The organism is Vibrio lentus, assembly GCF_030409755.1.
Classification (GTDB): domain Bacteria; phylum Pseudomonadota; class Gammaproteobacteria; order Enterobacterales; family Vibrionaceae; genus Vibrio; species Vibrio lentus.
Map to the genome: position 1 here is coordinate 783,354 of NZ_JAUFQE010000002.1, position 19,547 is coordinate 802,900.

The 19,547-nt window shown below is 44.3% G+C and carries 17 protein-coding genes; 11 read left to right on the forward strand and 6 right to left on the reverse strand.

Annotation, left to right across the window (positions count from 1 at the left end; all coding sequences use genetic code 11):
- Positions 1 to 82 precede the first annotated feature (82 nt).
- The 7 genes from QWZ07_RS11895 (at position 83) to QWZ07_RS11925 (ending at position 7,501) form a co-directional block, all read left to right on the forward strand.
- Positions 83 to 1,600 (forward strand): fumarate hydratase, encoded by a 1,518-nt coding sequence (locus QWZ07_RS11895; RefSeq protein WP_009847029.1) that lies wholly within the window; start codon positions 83 to 85, stop codon positions 1,598 to 1,600.
- A 163-nt stretch (positions 1,601 to 1,763) separates the two neighbouring features.
- Positions 1,764 to 1,949 (forward strand): hypothetical protein, encoded by a 186-nt coding sequence (locus QWZ07_RS11900; protein ID WP_004734731.1) that lies wholly within the window; start codon positions 1,764 to 1,766, stop codon positions 1,947 to 1,949.
- A 211-nt stretch (positions 1,950 to 2,160) separates the two neighbouring features.
- Complete coding sequence (locus QWZ07_RS11905) at positions 2,161 to 3,534, forward strand: YcjX family GTP-binding protein (protein ID WP_192853794.1); 1,374 nt, start codon at positions 2,161 to 2,163, stop codon at positions 3,532 to 3,534.
- Between the two features lie 14 nt (positions 3,535 to 3,548).
- On the forward strand, positions 3,549 to 4,601 hold the full coding sequence (locus QWZ07_RS11910; protein ID WP_192853793.1) for a YcjF family protein: 1,053 nt from the start codon (positions 3,549 to 3,551) through the stop codon (positions 4,599 to 4,601).
- Positions 4,602 to 4,724: 123 nt separating this feature from the next.
- Positions 4,725 to 6,269, forward strand: coding sequence for a transcriptional regulator TyrR (tyrR, locus tag QWZ07_RS11915; protein WP_017108195.1), 1,545 nt, complete (start codon positions 4,725 to 4,727; stop codon positions 6,267 to 6,269).
- Between the two features lie 18 nt (positions 6,270 to 6,287).
- Complete coding sequence (gene rimJ, locus QWZ07_RS11920; RefSeq protein WP_192853792.1) at positions 6,288 to 6,875, forward strand: ribosomal protein S5-alanine N-acetyltransferase; 588 nt, start codon at positions 6,288 to 6,290, stop codon at positions 6,873 to 6,875.
- A gap of 152 nt (positions 6,876 to 7,027) precedes the next feature.
- On the forward strand, positions 7,028 to 7,501 hold the full coding sequence (locus QWZ07_RS11925; protein WP_029223379.1) for a DUF2947 domain-containing protein: 474 nt from the start codon (positions 7,028 to 7,030) through the stop codon (positions 7,499 to 7,501).
- Between the two features lie 54 nt (positions 7,502 to 7,555).
- On the opposite strand, the gene QWZ07_RS11930 is transcribed toward QWZ07_RS11925, so the two are convergent.
- Positions 7,556 to 8,551 carry a sensor domain-containing diguanylate cyclase gene (locus tag QWZ07_RS11930; RefSeq protein ID WP_192853791.1) on the reverse strand — a complete coding sequence of 332 codons (996 nt, stop codon included), beginning with the start codon at positions 8,549 to 8,551 and terminating at the stop codon, positions 7,556 to 7,558.
- A gap of 330 nt (positions 8,552 to 8,881) precedes the next feature.
- On the opposite strand from QWZ07_RS11930, the gene QWZ07_RS11935 reads away from it, so the two are divergent.
- On the forward strand, positions 8,882 to 9,097 hold the full coding sequence (locus tag QWZ07_RS11935) for a hypothetical protein (protein ID WP_017108192.1): 216 nt from the start codon (positions 8,882 to 8,884) through the stop codon (positions 9,095 to 9,097).
- A 171-nt stretch (positions 9,098 to 9,268) separates the two neighbouring features.
- Here the strand turns inward: QWZ07_RS11935 and QWZ07_RS11940 are convergent, their stop codons facing one another.
- From QWZ07_RS11940 to QWZ07_RS11950, 3 genes are all read right to left on the reverse strand, one after another.
- On the reverse strand, positions 9,269 to 12,109 hold the full coding sequence (locus tag QWZ07_RS11940) for an Hsp70 family protein (RefSeq protein ID WP_192853790.1): 2,841 nt from the start codon (positions 12,107 to 12,109) through the stop codon (positions 9,269 to 9,271).
- A gap of 138 nt (positions 12,110 to 12,247) precedes the next feature.
- Complete coding sequence (locus QWZ07_RS11945) at positions 12,248 to 14,227, reverse strand: Hsp70 family protein (RefSeq protein ID WP_192853789.1); 1,980 nt, start codon at positions 14,225 to 14,227, stop codon at positions 12,248 to 12,250.
- Positions 14,227 to 14,859 carry a DUF2760 domain-containing protein gene (locus QWZ07_RS11950; RefSeq protein ID WP_192853788.1) on the reverse strand — a complete coding sequence of 211 codons (633 nt, stop codon included), beginning with the start codon at positions 14,857 to 14,859 and terminating at the stop codon, positions 14,227 to 14,229. Before QWZ07_RS11950 ends, QWZ07_RS11945 begins: the two co-directional genes overlap by 1 nt.
- Before the next feature lie 348 nt (positions 14,860 to 15,207).
- On the opposite strand from QWZ07_RS11950, the gene QWZ07_RS11955 reads away from it, so the two are divergent.
- Positions 15,208 to 16,746 carry a sensor domain-containing diguanylate cyclase gene (locus QWZ07_RS11955; protein WP_192853787.1) on the forward strand — a complete coding sequence of 513 codons (1,539 nt, stop codon included), beginning with the start codon at positions 15,208 to 15,210 and terminating at the stop codon, positions 16,744 to 16,746.
- An 87-nt stretch (positions 16,747 to 16,833) separates the two neighbouring features.
- Positions 16,834 to 17,364 (forward strand): 3'-5' exonuclease, encoded by a 531-nt coding sequence (locus QWZ07_RS11960; RefSeq protein ID WP_017109700.1) that lies wholly within the window; start codon positions 16,834 to 16,836, stop codon positions 17,362 to 17,364.
- Positions 17,365 to 17,529: 165 nt separating this feature from the next.
- On the opposite strand, the gene QWZ07_RS11965 is transcribed toward QWZ07_RS11960, so the two are convergent.
- Positions 17,530 to 17,904: a cytochrome b/b6 domain-containing protein gene (locus QWZ07_RS11965; RefSeq protein ID WP_261890848.1), complete on the reverse strand. Its 375-nt coding sequence runs from the start codon at positions 17,902 to 17,904 to the stop codon at positions 17,530 to 17,532.
- Here QWZ07_RS11965 and QWZ07_RS11970 point away from each other — a divergent pair.
- Positions 17,894 to 19,093 (forward strand): IS4 family transposase, encoded by a 1,200-nt coding sequence (locus tag QWZ07_RS11970; protein WP_132982278.1) that lies wholly within the window; start codon positions 17,894 to 17,896, stop codon positions 19,091 to 19,093. The genes QWZ07_RS11965 and QWZ07_RS11970 overlap by 11 nt on opposite strands.
- On the opposite strand, the gene QWZ07_RS11975 is transcribed toward QWZ07_RS11970, so the two are convergent.
- Complete coding sequence (locus QWZ07_RS11975) at positions 19,062 to 19,391, reverse strand: hypothetical protein (RefSeq protein WP_225998609.1); 330 nt, start codon at positions 19,389 to 19,391, stop codon at positions 19,062 to 19,064. The two genes, QWZ07_RS11970 and QWZ07_RS11975, sit on opposite strands and share 32 nt — an antisense overlap.
- Positions 19,392 to 19,547 lie beyond the last annotated feature (156 nt).

The window sequence follows — 19,547 nt, forward strand, 5'->3', positions numbered from 1 at the left end:
AAAGCTAAGCCAACTAATCCGGTTAGACAAAAACAGTCTAACCAAGACCCCACATGGAACCAGAACAATAAAGAGGCATGCAATGACGGTTATTCGTAAGCAAGATGTGATCAGCAGTGTCGCTGACGCACTTCAGTACATTTCTTATTATCACCCTTTAGACTTTGTCCAAGCCCTAGAAAAAGCGTACGAGAAAGAAGAGAGCCAAGCAGCAAAAGATGCTATCGCTCAGATTCTTATCAACTCGCGTATGTCTGCGGAAGGCCATCGTCCAATTTGTCAGGATACGGGTATTGTTACTTGTTTCGTGAACATCGGTATGGATGTTAGGTGGGAAACGGATCAGACAGTACAACAGATGGTTGATGAAGGCGTTCGTCAAGCTTACAACAACCCAGATAACCCATTGCGTGCATCTGTCCTAATGGACCCTGCAGGTAAGCGTATTAATACCAAAGACAACACACCAGCGGTTGTTCACATTAATATGGTTCCTGGCAACAAAGTTGAAATTCAAATCGCAGCAAAAGGCGGCGGTTCTGAGAACAAAACCAAGATGGTGATGCTGAACCCTTCTGATGATATTGCAGAATGGGTAGAGAAGACGCTACCAACAATGGGTGCGGGCTGGTGTCCACCGGGCATGCTAGGCATAGGTATTGGCGGTACGGCAGAGAAAGCAGCAGTACTAGCAAAAGAATCTCTGATGGAACACATCGATATTCAGGAGCTTATCGACAAAGGTCCAGAGAACGCTGAAGAAGAGCTTCGTTTAGATATCTTCAACCGTGTAAACAAACTGGGTATTGGTGCACAAGGTCTTGGCGGTCTAACGACTGTGGTTGACGTGAAAATCAAAACAGCACCAACGCATGCAGCCTCTAAGCCTGTTTGCTTGATCCCGAACTGTGCAGCAACACGTCACGTACATTTCACATTAGACGGTAGCGGCCCTGCAGAGCTAACACCACCTAAGTTAGAAGAGTGGCCAGATATTACTTGGGAAGCAGGCGCGAATACACGCCGTGTTAACCTTGATGAAATTACTAAAGAAGACGTTCAAGAGTGGAAGACCGGCGAAACGGTTCTTCTATCAGGCAAGATCTTAACCGGTCGTGATGCAGCGCATAAGCGTATTCAAGGCATGCTTGAAAGTGGTGAAGGTTTACCAGAAGGCGTCGACTTGAAAGGTAAGTTCATTTACTACGTAGGCCCTGTTGATGCAGTAGGCGATGAAGCGGTAGGTCCTGCTGGCCCAACAACGTCTACTCGTATGGATAAGTTCACCGACATGATGCTAGAAGAAACCGGCATTATGGGCATGATTGGTAAAGCAGAGCGCGGCCCTGCAACGGTTGAGTCAATCAAACAACATAAATCGGTTTACCTGATGGCGGTTGGTGGTGCAGCTTATTTAGTAGCTAAAGCAATTAAAAAAGCACGTGTGGTTGCGTTTGAAGATCTCGGTATGGAAGCGATCTACGAGTTTGAAGTTGAAGACATGCCGGTAACGGTTGCGGTTGACTCTAACGGCGTGAACGCGCACCAGATCGGCCCTGACACGTGGAAAGTGAAAATTGCTGAAGCTGAAAAAGCATAATTTACCGAAGTCAAAAGTCGTAACAGGCGCTAGCTTTAGCGTTTGAATTGCAATTCTTGACAGAAAGTTGAAGACAAAAGTGCAGCATTATTTGCACTTTTGTCTTATTATCAATGATATAGTGATGAACACATAGTTTGATATAAGAACATAGGAGAGAGGAATGCCTCGTTTTATTCAGATCCTACAGATTATCTTGGCAGTGGTGATTGGTGCTTTTGTTGGTTACGACCTGATCTTGAAAGGGATCAGTATCTTTGATAATAAATACGTGACGATTACTTGTGCACTTTGGCTAATCGCAGAGATTGCACTGTTTGTTATCTACAAGTTGATTGAAGACGATTAAGAGTCGGATATCGCAGAAAAATTCTAAAGCCCCTGATTATGAATGTAGTCAGGGGCTTTTATTCATCTAGCATTAAGAATGGGTATTGCATACTCACCACTATTAGTAAAAGAACAAGCGAAAGCATACAAACTATCCCAACAGGGAAAGCATATAGGCTTGCCTCTCTATTATCATAATCAGCTAGCCTAACTATCACGGAGTCGTTCAAATGAAACACCTAACTCAAGAAATGAGTGACTTTATAAGCAGAGGAACGGATTCTCACATTCGAGTAGCGGTCACGGGGCTTTCTCGTGCGGGTAAGACAGCCTTCATTACTTCGCTGGTTAATCAGCTTCTTCATACGTCTACCCACAAAAATCTGCCTCTACTTGCATCGGCGAGAGACGGAAGAATTATTGGCGCTAAACGCATTCCGCAACACAACATGATGATCCCACGCTTCTCTTATGATGAAGCGATGGAATCTTTGAATGCGCAGCCACCAGAATGGCCAGTGCCGACGCGCGATGTCAGTGAGATTCGTCTAGCCATCAAATATAAGCCAGCTAAAGGCGCAAAGAAGCTGCTGAGTAAAAACAGCACCCTTTATCTCGATATTGTCGATTATCCGGGTGAGTGGCTACTTGATTTACCTTTGCTGGATATGGACTTTGATACTTGGAGCCAATCCCAATTCGCCGCGTTGAAAGGCGATCGAGAAACCTACTCGCAACAGTGGAACACAATGCGTGGTGGCATTGACTTGCTAGCCGAAGCCGACGAAAAGAAACTGGTCGCGATTGCCGATAGCTATACTCAGTACCTTCATACTTGTAAGGATAACGGATTGCACTGGGTACAACCGGGTCGATTCGTATTGCCGGGTGAGCTTGAAGGTGCGCCTGTGCTGCAATTCTTCCCGTGTGCTGCGCCCGAGGGTAAGTTCTCGAAAACCAGCAACTATGCAGTGCTAAAAGCTCGTTATGAAGAGTACCAACAGAAGGTCGTGAAAGCGTTCTACAAGAATCACTTTGCCACGTTCGACAGACAAATCGTGCTGGTGGATTGCTTACAACCACTTAACGCAGGCTATGACTCTTTCATGGACATGCGTGGTGCATTAGAACAGTTATTGAAGAGCTTTAAGTACGGGCGAAGCAATATGCTAAGACGCTTGTTTGCACCGAAGATCGACAAGATTTTGTTTGCAGCCACCAAAGCTGACCATGTGACACCGGATCAACATCCGAACTTAGTATCACTGTTACAGCAGATGGTACACCCTGCTTGGCAACAGGCGGCGTTTGAACATATCGACATGAGTTGTATGAGCATCGCGTCTATTCAAGCGACCAGTGCGGGATATATTTCGTCGGGTTCAGACAATGTTCCAGCACTGCAAGGTGTCACTTTAAACAACGAGCCTCAAACCATGTATCCGGGTGAGGTACCGCGCAAACTGCCGAACAAACAGTATTGGGAAAATAACCAGTTTGATTTCACGAGCTTTAGGCCTATGGAGCAACACTCCGATGAGCCTTGTCAGCATCTGAGAGTCGACAAGGTTTTAGAGTATCTCATTGGCGACAAGTTGAAGTAATTGAGGCAATCAAAATGAGTGAATTGAAAACAAAGCAGGTCTTTGATGAACCGTTGAAGACCTCGTTCGACGAGCCTGATAAGAATGAAATTAGTCCAGACTTGGGTGCCCAACAACTATTTACGGAACAAGAGAAGTTTGTGCCCGTCGCTCCACAAGTGGAAAACGACCTTGATGGTGACGCTGAGCTGCAATTGGAACAAGTGATTCGACCGAGCAAAAAGAAAAAGTGGTTTGGAACGGGTTTACTGGTCGCTTTCTCCGGTCTGGTTGGCTGGCAAGCGATTGACTCTGTCATTACTGCTATTCAAACCGCTGACTGGCTAGCTTTAGGTTGGGCAGGCTTCATCGCTGCCATTGCTTCATTAGGTTTAGGCGCAATAGGCAAAGAGTTGTGGAAGCTGCGTTCGCTGAAAGACCATTTTAGTGTGCAAGAGCAGAGTGAAGAGCTACTGCAAAGCCAGAGTGTTGGTAAAGGTAAAGCGTTCTGTGAAAACATTGCTAAGCAGGGCGGTATAGTGGCTGAGTCTCCTTCGTACGATAAGTGGCGAAATAGTATTAATCCGGCGCACAGCGATGCTGAAGTGTTGGATATGTACGATGCGTTGGTCGTGAGTCAGCAAGATAAGGTCGCTACTCAAATCGTCACTAAGTTCTCGACGGAATCCGCGGCCTTGGTTGCTGTGAGCCCGTTGGCTGCTGCTGATATGTTGCTGGTGGCATGGCGTAATTTCACTATGATAGACAAGCTTGCCGACGTCTATGGTATTGAGCTTGGCTATTGGTCTCGCATTAAGTTGTTCAAGTTGGTGTTAATCAACATGGCAGCGGCAGGGGCGAGTGAGCTGGCGATTGATGCGAGTATGGACTTAGTCTCGATGGATCTTGCGGGTAAAGTCTCAGCTCGAGCAGGGCAGGGTCTTGGTGTTGGTATTCTTACTGCACGACTTGGTCTGAAAGCGATGTCATTGCTTCGACCTATGCCTTGGCACAATGACCGAAAAGTAAAACTATCAGACCTCCGCAAAGCTGTCCTTTCTGAAATAAAGTGTATCACTCTCAAATAAAGTATTGAAAGATCAATAGTTTGAGAAGAAGGGTAAACATATGTTTACTCTTCTTCTTGACTGAACTCAGAGCTTAATCCACACTACTGTCAACTTATCCTGACACCTATAATAGGACTATTTGTGCGTCTTGAAGTATTGTGTGAAGACAGACTCGGCTTAACGCGTGAGTTGCTCGATATCTTGGCCTCAAAAAGCATTGATTTAAGAGGAATCGAAATTGATGTTAAAGGCATTATTTACCTAAACTGCCCTGATATTAATTTTGATGCTTTTAGTGAACTTATGGCTGAAATTCGCCGAATTTCAGGTGTGAAGGATGTACGTAAAATCCAATTTATGCCGAGCGAAAGGCATAATACCGAGCTGATTGCTCTGCTGGCTAACCTGCCAGATCCCGTGATTGCGATTGACCTTAAAGGCTCAGTCGACATGGCGAACCACGCTGCATTGAACCTATTCGGCAAGCAAGAAGACGAAGTCATCGGTGAGCCGCTAGCGACGTTTGTGCCTAGCTTTAACTTTGCTCGTTGGATCGAAGGCGATGTAACGCGCCATCGTGAAGTCGTGGTGTTAGAAGGTTTGGACTTCTCTATCGAGATACTGCCGATTTATCTTGGCGGTGACGTTAACGAAGCGGTACTGGCGAGCGCAGTAATGACGATTCGTTCTTGTAATCAAGAGATGAATTCGCCAGATTCAATCCCTGAACAGAACAACCTAGGTTTTGAACACTTTGTTGGTGTCTCTAATCGCCATAAAGCCTTGATCAGCCAAGCTAAGAAATTGGCTATGCTGGATCAGCCTCTACTTATTGAAGGGGACACAGGTACGGGCAAAGAGATGTTGGCTAAAGCGTGTCATAACCGTTCGAACCGAGCGTCTTTCCCATTCTTGATTCTAAGCTGTGCATCAATGCCTGATGATGTGGCTGAAACTGAGTTGTTTGGTCATGCACCGGGTTCATTTAACCATGAACAAGGTCATAAAGGCATTTTCGAACAAGCGAATGGCGGTACGGTATTTTTAGATGAGATCGGCGAGATGAGCCCGCATCTACAAATCAAACTGTTGCGTTTCCTACAAGATGGTTCATTCCGACGTGTAGGCGAAGAAGAAGAGATGCACGCCGATGTGCGTATTATCGCTTCAACACGTCATCGACTTTCTGAATTAGCTGACTCTGGTTCATTCCGTGAAGACCTGTTCTACCGTTTAAACGTTTTGACTCTGTCTATTCCGGCACTGCGTGAACGCTCAAACGACGTAGCACCTTTGTTGGAACTCTTTGTCGCAAAATACGCACAGCAATTGGGCATGTTAAAACCAAAACTGACGGTAGAACTTATCGATCAGTTAGGGAACTACCAATGGCCGGGCAACATTCGTCAGTTAGACAACATGGTGCTGCGTGCATTAACTGAGTTAGATTCAGACACGTTAACCGTTGAGCAATTCCACTTGCCTCAACTAGAAACTATGACGGCAGGAATGGCGAACTTAAGCTTAGACGGTTCACTCGATGAGATCATGAAAGACTACGAGTCGCAGATTCTAGAGAAGCTGTATCAGTCGTTCCCATCGAGCCGAAAGTTGGCAAAACGTCTGAATGTTTCTCACACCTCAATTGCGAACAAACTTCGCGATTACGGTATCAGAAAGAACTGATCGAATAAGAACATGATTATGGAAGATTTGAGCACACCAGAACGCATTTATAAGCGCGATGGAAACCTGATTCTACGTACCGCTGAGATAGATGATGCGAACATGATCAGTGATTACTTTCAAACTAACCGAGAGTACCTTAAGCCTTGGGAACCAATTCGTGAAGATGCGTTTTTTGATAGAACGGGTTGGGCGCAGCGCCTGATTAAGCTAAACGAACTTCATAAAATGGGGCTAGGTTATTACTGTTTGCTTGTTAATGATGACACCAACGAAATGTTGGGCACCATTTCATTCAGTAATCTGTCTCGATTCCCTTTCTATGCGTGTAACGTGGGCTATTCGCTTGCTGAAAGTGCACAAGGCCACGGTTACATGCGCAGAGGCTTAAGCATGGCAAAGGACTATATGTTTGATGTTCAGAACATGCATCGTTTGATGGCGGGTTATATGCCTCATAATGAGCGTAGCGCTGGTGTGTTGGAATATTTAGGTTTTGTTCGTGAAGGCTTTGCCAAAGATTATTTGCAGATCAACGGTAAATGGGAAGACCATATACTGACTGCACTAGTTAACCCGAACTGGGAAGATAGGCGCGCTGTTTAGATACCAAGAGTCATTACGTGTAAGTATCAATTAAACGTAAATACAGATTTAGAGGCAGTGACGAACATAGATAAAATGAAACCGTCACTGTATCAAAAAGAGCATATAGGCATGGTAATCCATAAGCCTAAGAAGAAATTTGAGGAATTTTGATGTCATATACAACTTTGGACGAATACCAAAGAAAATGGATTTTTACTCACCAGTCGATGCCATTACCGGCAGAGGACTTGGAAAAGATTAAACCAATGACACAGGCAAGGGCGTCTCAGTTTTGGAAAGAGAACGTAAGCCCTCAAAGCCCGGACGCAGAAAGACTAAGTTCACAAGACTGGCCAAGCAAGGCATCCAACTGGAACGAAGAGATCAGCTGGATGGCAAATTGGGAAGCCGATGAGCCTGAAATGCCAGAAGAGATCCTTAACTTCATTGATTGGCAAGATGACGTAACTGTTTATTTTTGTTATGAAAAGTATAACATTCTCGAAACTAAATGGTCAGTTTTTAAGAAGCACTGGAAGAACTTTTTGTTCTACGATGATGGCCCAATTTTACTAGGTCGCCGTCGTTCAGAAGCACTTTGGTTTGCAACAAACGGCACCGTTAAAATTGGTAACCGAGCTTAAGCTTTAGAACGTATGTATAGCTGAAGAAAAGCGAGCCTAGTGCTCGCTTTTTTATTAGAGCTGAGCATAACGTTTACTCATTTTGTTTTCATACATCTGCGTGTCTGCTAGTCGTATTAACTCTTCTATGGCTGGAATATTTGATGAGAAAATGAGTGAACCATGACTAAAGGTAGCATGGCAATCTATACCTAGTTTTTGAGAGTGTTTGTTAAAGTCTGATTGTATTCGGCTTAGAATCTTATTTAAGGAGCTTTCTGTGACGTCTCTACATAATAAGATAAATTCATCTCCTCCAAGCCTTCCACAAATATCTTCCTTGCGGGTGTTGTACTGAAGTGAATGAGAGAACGACTTTATATATTGGTCGCCAATATTATGTCCGAAGTTGTCATTGACATGCTTAAGACCATCAATATCAAAATAGGCAGCTCCAATGCTAACTCCACTATCTATGGCATTATCGATGAATTTAGGGGATTCACTTAATATGGCTCGCCTATTAAAAACCTGAGTTAACTCGTCATGATTAGAAGTGTATTTTAATTTTCGTACCCGCTCAGCAATGTGAACCTCCCTCTCTAATAGAGCACTAATACTCTCCATTAAATTTATCTGTATCGGCTTATAAGAGGTCTCTTTAGTGTCTAGGGCACAAAGTGTCGCAAACATTCTGCCGTCTGATTGGAAGATGGGTAAGCCAAGATAAGAAACGTAACCCATTTGTGTCAGTTCTGGGTTGTCGCTCCACTCCTCTTTACCGGAAGCATTTTGTACATAAAGCATGGCCTTGGTTTCCATCACTTTCTTACAGTACAAATTGATGTCTCTAGGGATGATTTTTCCGGGGTTTGCTTTTACGCCTGGTGATGAAGACATAGCAATGTTTTGGAATCCAACTTTTGACGTAAGAATAAGCCCTACAGCCGGCGCATTAAGCACTTCTGCTATGTTGTTGAGCATACTTTTCCATAAAGAGAGGTCCATTTCTTTAACTAGATCATTGATGGCATATTTAGAACTGGATTGATATATATTGGTAAATGGCATAAATGATCACCTTTTTGGAATGTCATACTGTTGACTCTAATGTCAAATTTTCACCTTTGCAATCTGAAATAATGTATTTCCTTCTATTTGTATTTTTAATAAGACAAAGGTGTAACCCCTAGGTGGTGCATTTATAAAAACATTCAAAAAATCATCATGACCATATTTATTTTTTAATAAAAATAAGTGGTTTATCTGTTTGAATAATTCACTTATAAAGCTGTTTTCGATATGTAAATCACAAATTCGTTATGGTTTAACCGGAAAATATTGAATCAATAGGGGGGAGCTCTATATTGGGAAGTGTAGCCTTAGTGGAGGTGAAGTATTATGATTTGGGATACTCTCGAACGTGTAAATAAACTTCGCAAGGAAGCAATGGAGGATCCGGATTTTCTGGATTCGGCAAAAATGCATGAGCAATGGCTTTTAAGCGAAACTCATAATCAATCTAAGAATGGAGAGAAAGAGAAGAAACCGAAAAAGTTATCAGACATCTATGAAAACACCGAATTTCCTATTAACCCAACCGGAACGAAACATTAATAATGATTAACTGCAACACGGCTAAGGCTCTTAACCAAAAAGCTATAAGTCGATTAAACATACCAGTCTTAAGCCACCAATAAAAAAGCCACTTTCAACGAACCGAAAGTGGCTTTTTCTTTTCTCGTTAGCTTCTTTACTCATTAACAACTAAAGCTAATCGTTTTAAAGCTAGCTATTGATCAGGCTTAAACCGCTTGGTAATGCATCACCAAACACGCGCTTAGACTCGCTCTCAGAAAGCTCAGTAACTTCACTTACTAGCGTTAGCCAAGACTCTGGCACCTTGCTTTGCTTTAATTTTTCAAGAACCTGAGCACGGTAGTCATCAGAGATATCGAACTGTCGGTCACCCGTCTTACGACAAATCATCACAGCCGCGAAGGCAATCATCTGCTCTTTCTGCCAATTCTGGTCAAGCAGCTTTGGTAACCACTGTTCTGCTTGCTCTCTTGGAATTACGCTGTGTTGGCTTCCGTACAAAGGTGTACGAGACGCTAAGCGACCCAGAGCCCACCAGTGAGCTTGTTCGAACTGATTATGGTTAATCGCTTTGCTTAAGAACCAAGTCGCTAATAGAACCTTGTCTTCCACTTCCAGTTGTTCAAGTGACGCTGCCAATCTCACCATGGCTTCATAACCATTGTCTTGTGCATCTTTAGCCGTTTTAGGGTTCTTCATTGCACCTGGGTGAAGGTACTTCGCGATATCAGCCAAGATGCTCTCTTGCTGCTCTTGATTCAGGCCACCCGCAACTCGACGCCAGAATACCCACCAATCTGTCCAACCTTGATGGTTCTGGAATTGGATATTTTGTTGGTAGAGGCTCCAAATTTGTTCGATACGCCATGAGTCAGTTGGAGCACCAAAGCCAGGCCGCATAGAGTAACCCGCTAAACGCAGCCAGTTTTTCTCGTGCGCTTCAGAGCGACGACGACGTTTACGACCTAATGAGAACGAATCAAACAGGTGACGGAGAGTCGTAAAGTCCCACTCTTCGCGCTTACCAAGTCGTTTCTCAAGAGCTTTGGCCAGCGTTTTGATCTCTTTAGACTCAGCACTTTTCTTGTTGCCACTGTACAGACGAGAAATCAACTCCTTACACTCATCCAATCTTGGATGAAGTTTAGAGTTGTCGGATTCATCGCCTTGCTTGTTTCTGACTTCGAACTCAAGCAACCAACGCTTGGTGTCATCTTCCGTACTCACACACTCCATTTTCAATGTGCCGACTTCGGTTAACTGACAAGCAAGCAACACTTCAACACGCTCTTTTTGGTTGGCCTGAAGCTCTGCAGTGCCTGATCCTTCCAGCGTAGAAATATAAGGTGGAAGAGGGGAGAACAAGTCGGCATCCACATTGACCATCACGCCGTTTTGAATGGCAGTGTCGTGAGCAATTTGATCGTGCGTTGAAGTCAGTAGATTGAAACGTACGGGCTCACCCAAAGTCAGTGAGAAACGACGGCTGTTCAAACGTATCTCTTGGCCTTCTTCAGTCCCTTTAGCAAGCAGACAAAGTGCTTTACCCATCTTGTTCTTCTCTTGTAAATGCAAGAAGTAAGAACGAGCGGCACCACCACCAATTTTCAGCTGTGCACCACGGCGTGCTTTACCAAAAGCTACAGCACCAAGGGCTACAGACCAGTCAGGGTGAGGGTTATCTAAGACGGTGATTGGTGCACCGTTCCAATTGCCAAGTAACTGAGTAATACGTTCAGTGACAAGCTCACTGTTGAATACACCGCCGTTGAGTAGTACACCAACAGGAATCGCCGGTTTTGTCTCATCAAATTCGATTGTTCCAGATTTCTCTAGTGCCGCTTTTGATACTTGCTGGTGTGTCGCTAGGAATTCGGCAACGTGCTTACTTACCGCAGGATCTGCTGCGTAGGGTAGGCCGAACTCAACCACCGCGCTGCGGCGTTTGTCTGGCACTTCAGTGAACTCAGAAAGTGGGAAGAAACCTTCCAGAGCAATCTGATGAACTTCTTGCTTGGTTAAACCAATACTCTTCGTACCGCCAAGCAGTTTTGAACCGCTGCCCAGCATGGTGATCTTCACATCGTCTGGCGCATTAGCAGAAAGCAGGCTCTCTTTTGCGGCGCGAGTTTGCTGAATAAGCTTGGTTAGGCTAGACGCATTCAGCTTTTTGTTTTGATTGAAGCGTTGTTCTGCAAGGTGAGCAAGGGCTAAATCGAGGTTATCACCCCCGAGCATCAAGTGCTCACCAACGCCGATACGGTCGAGTGCGAGTTCTTGGTCATTGCCATTGCTTGAGTTGAAGCTAGCTTCGATCAAACTTAAATCGGTAGTACCGCCACCAACATCACACACTAGAATCAGCGGGATCTGTTGAAGTTCGTCTGCAGCGGTTTTTTGATGACGGGCGTACCAGTCATAACAAACGGCTTGTGGCTCTTCGAGTAACAGAATCTTACCTAAGCCCGCCAGTTCTGCCGCTTCGAGTGTCAGCTTACGTGCTGTCTCATCGAATGAAGCGGGAACAGTTACTACAACGTCTTGGTCTTCAAGCTTATTGCTTGGGTTACGGTAGTTCCATGCTTGACGGATGTGGTTCAGGTAGCTTGCGCTTGCGACAACAGGAGAGACCTTATCGACGTCAGTTGCGCCTGCCCAAGGCAGAATGTCGGAGTTACGATCAACTGCTTGGTGAGATAACCAGCTCTTAGCACTGGATACTTGGCGGCCTTCAACTTTTGCGCCCAGTTCGCGAGCCCACTCACCAACGATGACGTTTTGAATATCACCTTCAACCAAGCTCGGTTCCCAAGGCATAGTGAGATCGGAAGGGGAGATCTGACCTTGTGCCGGATGGTAACGAAATGAAGGAAGTAGCGGCTTGCGAACCACTTCACCGGGGCCGATGAGTTGGTCAATATCGAAAAGAGAAACGGGAGCATGTTGTAGGTCGTCGTTGATTTCACAGTAGGCAACCACAGTGTTGGTTGTACCTAAGTCAATGCCGACTAAAAAACGAGGAGATGCCATACAAAACCTTATTCTGCCAAAGTGATGACCAGTTAATGGATAGTCTTGGTCTTATTATTGTCTTTGGAATGCTTTTAATACAGGGCTAGGGAATCGCATTGATAAAGTAACGGCACCCGTTAAGGTGCCGTTGATTCATTATGCTTGTTCGTTTGAGTCGCTATTCGTATCTTCACGAACGTCGAACTCAACGTGCCATTTCTGACCATTGTCAGTGGCAATCGCTTCTAGGTATAACGTGCCTAATTCAGTAACACGAGACGCTAAAGTCACCGGAACCACTTCACCTTCGCGACGACCTTCAGAAACAGGCAGTGTCACTTGGATTTCAGGAAGTTCATCAAGATCTTCTGGAGCCCAGTGATCAAGGTGCGTACCTGCTTGGTCTTCACGACGTGTTGTTGAACCGAAGAATTGGAAGTGTACTGGCTGACCAATCACTAGACCGAACTCTTGGCTAGGCACTTGAACGCTTGAGCCTTCTTCCATACCAAATGGTGCAACACACAGAGCTTCCATCGGAGGAGCCATACCTGGGATAGCTGGCATCGCGCTTTCAATTCCTACGTAGTAAGAAGAAGCGATGCCACCGCGGATACGAACGCCTTGGCCACGACGTACTGCGCCGTAGTAAGAAGCGCCACTTGCAACCGCTAGGTCTAAGTCTAAGCCTGAAAGCTGTTTAGCGAATTCAGCGTCTGCGTTAATTAGCCATTCATTGATCGTGTCTGAAAGACGATCAGCAAGTAGGTTAGATTTTAGAACACCACCATTGAACAGTACCGCTGTTGGTTTGATGAAGTCTGCCGCTGGCGCTTCTGACCCTTGCGCTTCTGTACCGGGCATACCGGGCATGTTTGCAAATGGGTTGAAATCTTGTTGAGCCGTTTCGCTGTTTCCAGAAAGCGCGTTCGCTTGTTTAGAAAGGAATGCGGCAATGTGACGAGTAATACCTGCGTCTTGAGCGTAAGGCAGACCCATTTGAGTCAGTGCACCACGAGTTTTCTGTACCGGGTGATCCGTTACAGCGACTTGTGGGAAGAAGCCGTCAACCAATGTTTGTTGTACTTCTTGCTGAGTCAGTTCTGTTTTCAGTGTTGCGCCAAGTAGCTTAGAGCCACGGCTTGGAACAACGATCGGCACAGATTGAAGGTCAGCATCGTTTAACAGTGCTTCTTTCGCATCACGACATGCATGAGTCATCGCTTGAACCTGCCAAGGAGCCAGTTCTTTGCCTTCTTGAGCCAGTTTCATTTTCAGACGGTAAGCTAACGCTAAGTCCATGTTGTCGCCGCCAAGTAGGATGTGTTCACCTACTGCGATACGGTTCAGACTTAGGTTGCCTTCATCTTGTGTTACTTCAACTAACGAAAGGTCAGTTGTACCACCACCGATATCGACAACAAGAACGATGTCGCCAACATTCACTTCATCACGCCATGTATCGTTGCTGTTATCAATCCAGCTGTAAAGAGCCGCTTGTGGCTCTTCTAGAAGCGTTAGGTGAGTAAAACCAACATTACGTGCAGCCTCAGCCGTTAGGTCACGAGCCGCAGGATCAAACGAAGCTGGAACGGTGATCGTTACATCTTGGTCTGCCAGTTTGTGTTCTGGGTTAGCGTGGTTCCAAGCATCTTTCAGGTGCTCTAGGTACAACTCAGTTGTCTTAAGCGGAGATACTTTTTCAACTTCTTCAGGGCTACCTGCAGGAAGAAACGCATCGCGACGGTTCACACCACCGTGGCATAGCCAAGATTTAGCACTTGCGACCAAGCGGATAGGGGTTTTAGAACCAAGGTTACGAGCAATAGCACCAACCAGTGCTTTAGGCTCAGAAGACCAAGGCAGAACGCGAGAACCCGCATTCATTTCATGTTCGTGTGGCTGGTATAGGAACGAGCCTAGTTGGCTGCGAGTTTCTACTGTACCAGGTGCAGTTAGCTGAGGGATTTGCATCACCTCTACACGAGCATCTTCATTGGTTGTGTCGATGTAAGACAAAACGCAGTGTGTTGTACCTAAATCGATACCAACACTGAACTTAGGCGCCTGATGTTGCTCTTGAGAATGCGTCTGTGCAGATGACTCGTGCGATGATGGCTGAGTTTGGTGTTCCATTATAGCTCCACCTCTGCCGGTGCAATCACAGATGCATCGTAGTTCTCAGCAAGTTTAGGCAGGTTCATGTCAGTTGCTTTCCAACCTTTGTGAACCAATGTGCCATTGAACGGTGCATTGCCCGTTACGTTGCCTGTTAGGCGAATTTCTTGTGGGTTGAAGCCTTCAACAACTGTGATGCGCGTTTCTTCATCTTCTGTGCGGATGTGAGACAGCGTTACGTAGTCTGTTAGTACTTTTTTACCGCCAGTGTGAATAACACGTGCTGCTGCACCAACTTCTTCATCAGAGAACGAAGTCAGGTCTTCTTTTAGGAAGTCGATTAAACGCGCTTCTTGTTGCATGATAGACAGAAGTTGCATTGCAGAATCTGTCGGTGCTGTTGCTAGCTTAGATTCAACTTCAACGACTTTCTCGATCACTTTTTCTACTTCAACAACTTTCTCTACTTCGACAATTTTTTCAACTTGCTTTTCAACTTCAACGATTTTCTCTACTGGTTTTTCTACGACTTTCTCAACCACTTTGGTTTTACGAGAAACGGCAATTAACAGTAGTAAAACGCTTGATGCAGTTAGGCCTGCGTGAAGCATATCAAACGTCTGTGGGATTAGGTTCAAATCAACGATCATAGTGATTTCTCTTTAAAATTGATTTAACGGTATATTCGTCGGTTTAAAGGAATATACAGGTTGGAAAGAAACACGATGGTACAAGTCCGAAACGGTCACTTTCAAGCTATAAATATGGGTGGATACTAGCATATTCAAGGCTTAAGAGTGGTATTTAATGTTTTCGATTAAGTGGGTTTTTGGCGTGTTAGCTTGAAATTTAGCCGAGATTTGTCTGAATATTGGTCTCTGATGTAAGCGAGAAGTAAACTATGCCCGTTTTATGTCAGTTTTAAGACTAAACAGAAATGGAGCACGATTCTCTTCCGTTATATACTTTCAACTCATTAGAGCCTATTTGGAACCTATATGCCTCACACCACCGACCCATTAACAGGGTTGAAGAGACGAACTCTCCCATTGGTCGTATTTGCGGTCAGTTTTTTGATTACTGTGTTGTGTTTTATCTTAGTCGCGCTGAACCAAAATCGCGCACTGAATATGAATTTGAATAGTTTTGCTAATCATCAGACCCTGAGCTTGGAAGCATTTATCGGTAATGATGTAGCTTACATAGGTTCCGGCGCTAATTTTTTCTATTCCAATGATCCCGAGAACTGGGATAAATTCGACCGCTTTGCTCAACAAACCATTAACGATTCAAAGAGTCTAATCGGTTTGCAGTGGATGCAAAAAGTGTCAGTAGATGAGATTGCTGAACACACGGCTAAAATGGAAGAAAAGTACCCATTCTATAAGCTATTCACCATCCCGAAGCATGAAGCAAAAACCTATGGCTACATCTTAGATGGCGCGCCAGCTTTTATCGCCAGCGATATCTATCCCAATACCCCAGCGAACGATAGAGTCCTCGGTTTTTACTCTTCTCGCGAGCGATTTAAGCTTGTCTTAGAAAACATTAAACAGACACGCGAAGCGAATATTTCAGACAAGGTTCGCTTGATACAAGATGGCTTAGAACAAGAGACACCAAAGAGTGGCATGTTGGTTTATCACCCTGTGTTTGAAGGCGAAAGCGACAATTTACTCGGTGTTGTGATTGGTGTGGTTCGCACTACGTATTACTTTGAAAATCTGCTGGCGTCTGCGGTGGGTGATATGGATGTTTATGTTCGTGTTACCGATACTGGATTCGAAGCGGAAGATTCGCCAATATTGTTCGAAACTGATGGCTATGACGCGGTATCTGGGCACCACATAACCAAGACAATCGCACTGACCAACCGTGACTGGAAGGTTGAGTACAAGATAGATTCATGCATCTCTTTTTATGGCTATTTGGTGTTAACAGGCATCGCATTGGTCGGTACAACCATCTCATTGTTGTTGGCGTATATCGTTAACATGCAAATCAGAGAGAAAGAGCGTTTGTATCGGATGCTGAATAAGCGAACTGAAGAACTTCGCTTCTTAGCTGATCACGACAGCCTGACGGAAATTTATAACCGACGCGCGTTCAATAAGAAGCTAGACAAAGCCATTGAGCGAAACCAGCCCTTTAGTCTCGTTGGGTTTGATATCGATAAGTTCAAAGGCATTAATGATCAATTTGGCCACCCTGCAGGTGATGCCTTACTTATTCATGTCATCAAACTGATCTCGGTGAACTTGAAAGAAGGGGACGACCTGTTCCGCTTAGGTGGTGATGAGTTTTGCATTATTTCTAGCATCTCAAACCATGAAGCCCTGAATCGTTACTTAGACTGCATTATCAACACCGTAAGTCACTCTCATTGTGAACACAAAGGTCGACAGTTAAGTTGTACTTTGAGTATCGGTGCAGCCATTCGTGACGGTGAGGACTCTGAAGAGATTATGCAAAAAGCGGACAGCATGCTCTACCAAAGTAAGTCAAATGGCCGAAATAGAGTCACAATTGCAGGCTAAATGAGCACTTGATGCAACTGGGGTCGAGTTCTTTATTGGGCTCATGTACAATTTCAAAAAACTTTTGATGAAAGAATTGGGCGACGTATGAATCACAATCGAGTGGTATGTTTCGATTTAGAAATGTGCTGTTGGAGCAAAGATGGTGTAGGAACAACAGGAGAGATCATTGAAGTGGGTCTTGCTGAGATCGATCTTGTATCTGGAACCATCGTGAAGCGCGCGCAATATTACGTTAAGCCTGAAAAAGACGAAGTCTCTCTGTTTTGTGCGGAGCTAACAGGTATCACACCTCGCAAGATAGAAAAGCAGGGTCGCCCTTTAGAATCGGTGATTAAATCGATGATTAAGAACTTCGGTGGCCCAAAGAAAATCTATGCCGCTTGGGGGCGTGATGACCTTATCTTACATAAGGAATGTATAGAGAAAGGCATCGAACCGCCGTTTAGCGAGTTCTTGAATATCGCCACACTTTACCGCGTTCAAAACCGCCTTAAAGAGAAACGTATCGGACATCGTGCCGCTCAAGAAGCTAAGAACATTGAGTGGGAAGGTCGTCAGCACTCGGGTTATGTCGATGCTTATAACCTCGCGAAACTGACATTGACGATGCTTTAGCTTTTAAAAGCGTTCGGTCTCTGAAAAAAACAACAGACAACAAAAGCCACCTTCTGAGTTTCTATACGATCTGAGTCTCTATATGAAAACTAGGTGGTTTTTTGTTATTCAAGGAAAGATTTTCAGCCTGTTTCCTTATTTAATCTAGTGCCTAATTCAACCTAACTATTTACCAAGCATGTTTTTTAACTTATCGCCTTTATCGAAAAAGTGATGCTTCATCGCGCCTAACACATGTAACGTTACCAACGACATGAACACCTTAATTGCAGTCGCATGAATAAAAAACAATAGGCTAACCATCTCTCTTTTTGTTGCCCCTTCACTAAATACCCATGAGTAAACACTGAATATCGGTGTATCAATCAATGCGATACTTAAACCCGATACCGCAATAAAGGTCAGTGTTACCGCCTGAATCTTGCGAATCCCCTCATAATCAGGCTTAAAAACAATGAGGTAGACGTGCATCGCCGTCTTTGATCTAATGAATATCGCTGAACACACATTTCGAACAAGTGGGTTAATAATGCGCGACATTCAGATTCTACAACAAACCATACAAAACCAATGCCCCTCCATTCACAAAAAACGCGTTAGTTCTCTGATACTTGCTACAAAAAGTGTACTTGACGGCTCAGACTTAACGCTGACTAAACTAGGTCGCAAACTAGAAACTAATACCACGGTAAAACATGCGATCAAACGCGTTGATAGACTGCTTGGAAATCGCCAACTACATCGTGAAAAAGACCTTATTTATAAATGGCATGCCTACTTAATAACGGGCGCTAACCCATGCCCTGTGATCCTTGTGGATTGGTCTGATGTTCGTGAACAACTTCGTTATATGACGTTAAGAGCATCCGTTGCACTTGATGGTCGAGCCGTCACAATCTTTGAACAAGTTTTTGAGTATGGCCAATACAATTCACCGAAAAGTCACCAAACATTCCTCGATAAATTGCAGAGTATTTTGCCGAATAAAATCAGTCCGATCATCGTTTCTGATGCGGGTTTTAGAAATACTTGGTTCCGCCAAGTTCAGGAGAAAGGTTGGTTTTGGTTAGGTCGTGTCCGAGGTGAAGTATCAATCAAACAACCTCAAAAACCTTGGGTCTCAAATAAAACCTTTTATCCAAACGCTGTCCATAAACCCAAATATCTTGGCAACTGCTTATTAGCAAAGAGATCACCGATATCTTGTGAAGCCTATGTTTATAAGGGATTAGAAAAAGGCCGAAAAGCCCAGCGCCATAGTAGAACCAGCCAAAAACACTCCGCTACACATCTCTATCAACGCAGTGCAAAGGAGCCGTGGCTACTCGCGACTAATGTCCCTCGACATATCTTAAATGAAGTACAAATTACCAATCTGTACGCCAAGCGTATGCAGATAGAAGAAGCCTTCCGCGATCTAAAGAGTACCGCCTATGGGATCGCACTTCGTCACAACAGAACTCGCTGTACTAAGCGATTAGATATCCTGCTTCTTATTGCGTTGCTCGCTGAAATCTTGATGTGGTGGAATGGCCTAATTGCAGTACAAGCCAAATGGCATTTTGACTTCCAAGCCAACAGCATTAAACACCGCCGAGTTCTATCCATACCTCGTCTAGGGAGAGAGGTACGAAATCATCGGCGATATCAAATTAATGAATCCCAATATCAATGGGGAATGTTCGAATATCAAAGGCTCACACACAACGCAGGACTAGGGAAATTATGAGGGGATCCGTCAGCGCCTGAATAAGTTGAACTACTCTAGGGATGGTAAATCGACGTTCACCTCTTTTCGGTTTAGCGAGCATTCTTGCAATCAGTATGTTGATCAACACCAAAATAACAGACCCAAAAATCTGATGTATTAATATTGTTGGGTATTTATCTGGGAAGGGGAGCAATCGGCTTGATATAAACCCAAGCGTTAAGGTCATCATAACAGCACACAACATTGCCCAATGTAATGAATCGACTTTGTTATTTTCGTGTTTGTTTATTCTATTTTGTATTATTTCTTGGTTCATACGATATTCCATTATTAGTGTTGTTCGATTTATTATATTTATCTGGCGTGTGTTATGAATATGTTCACCGAATGTTTAATATTAATAATAACGTATCGATTTAATTAATATTAAATCGTTCGTATTGCTCTTGATGGCGGTTTTATCTCTGTTAGC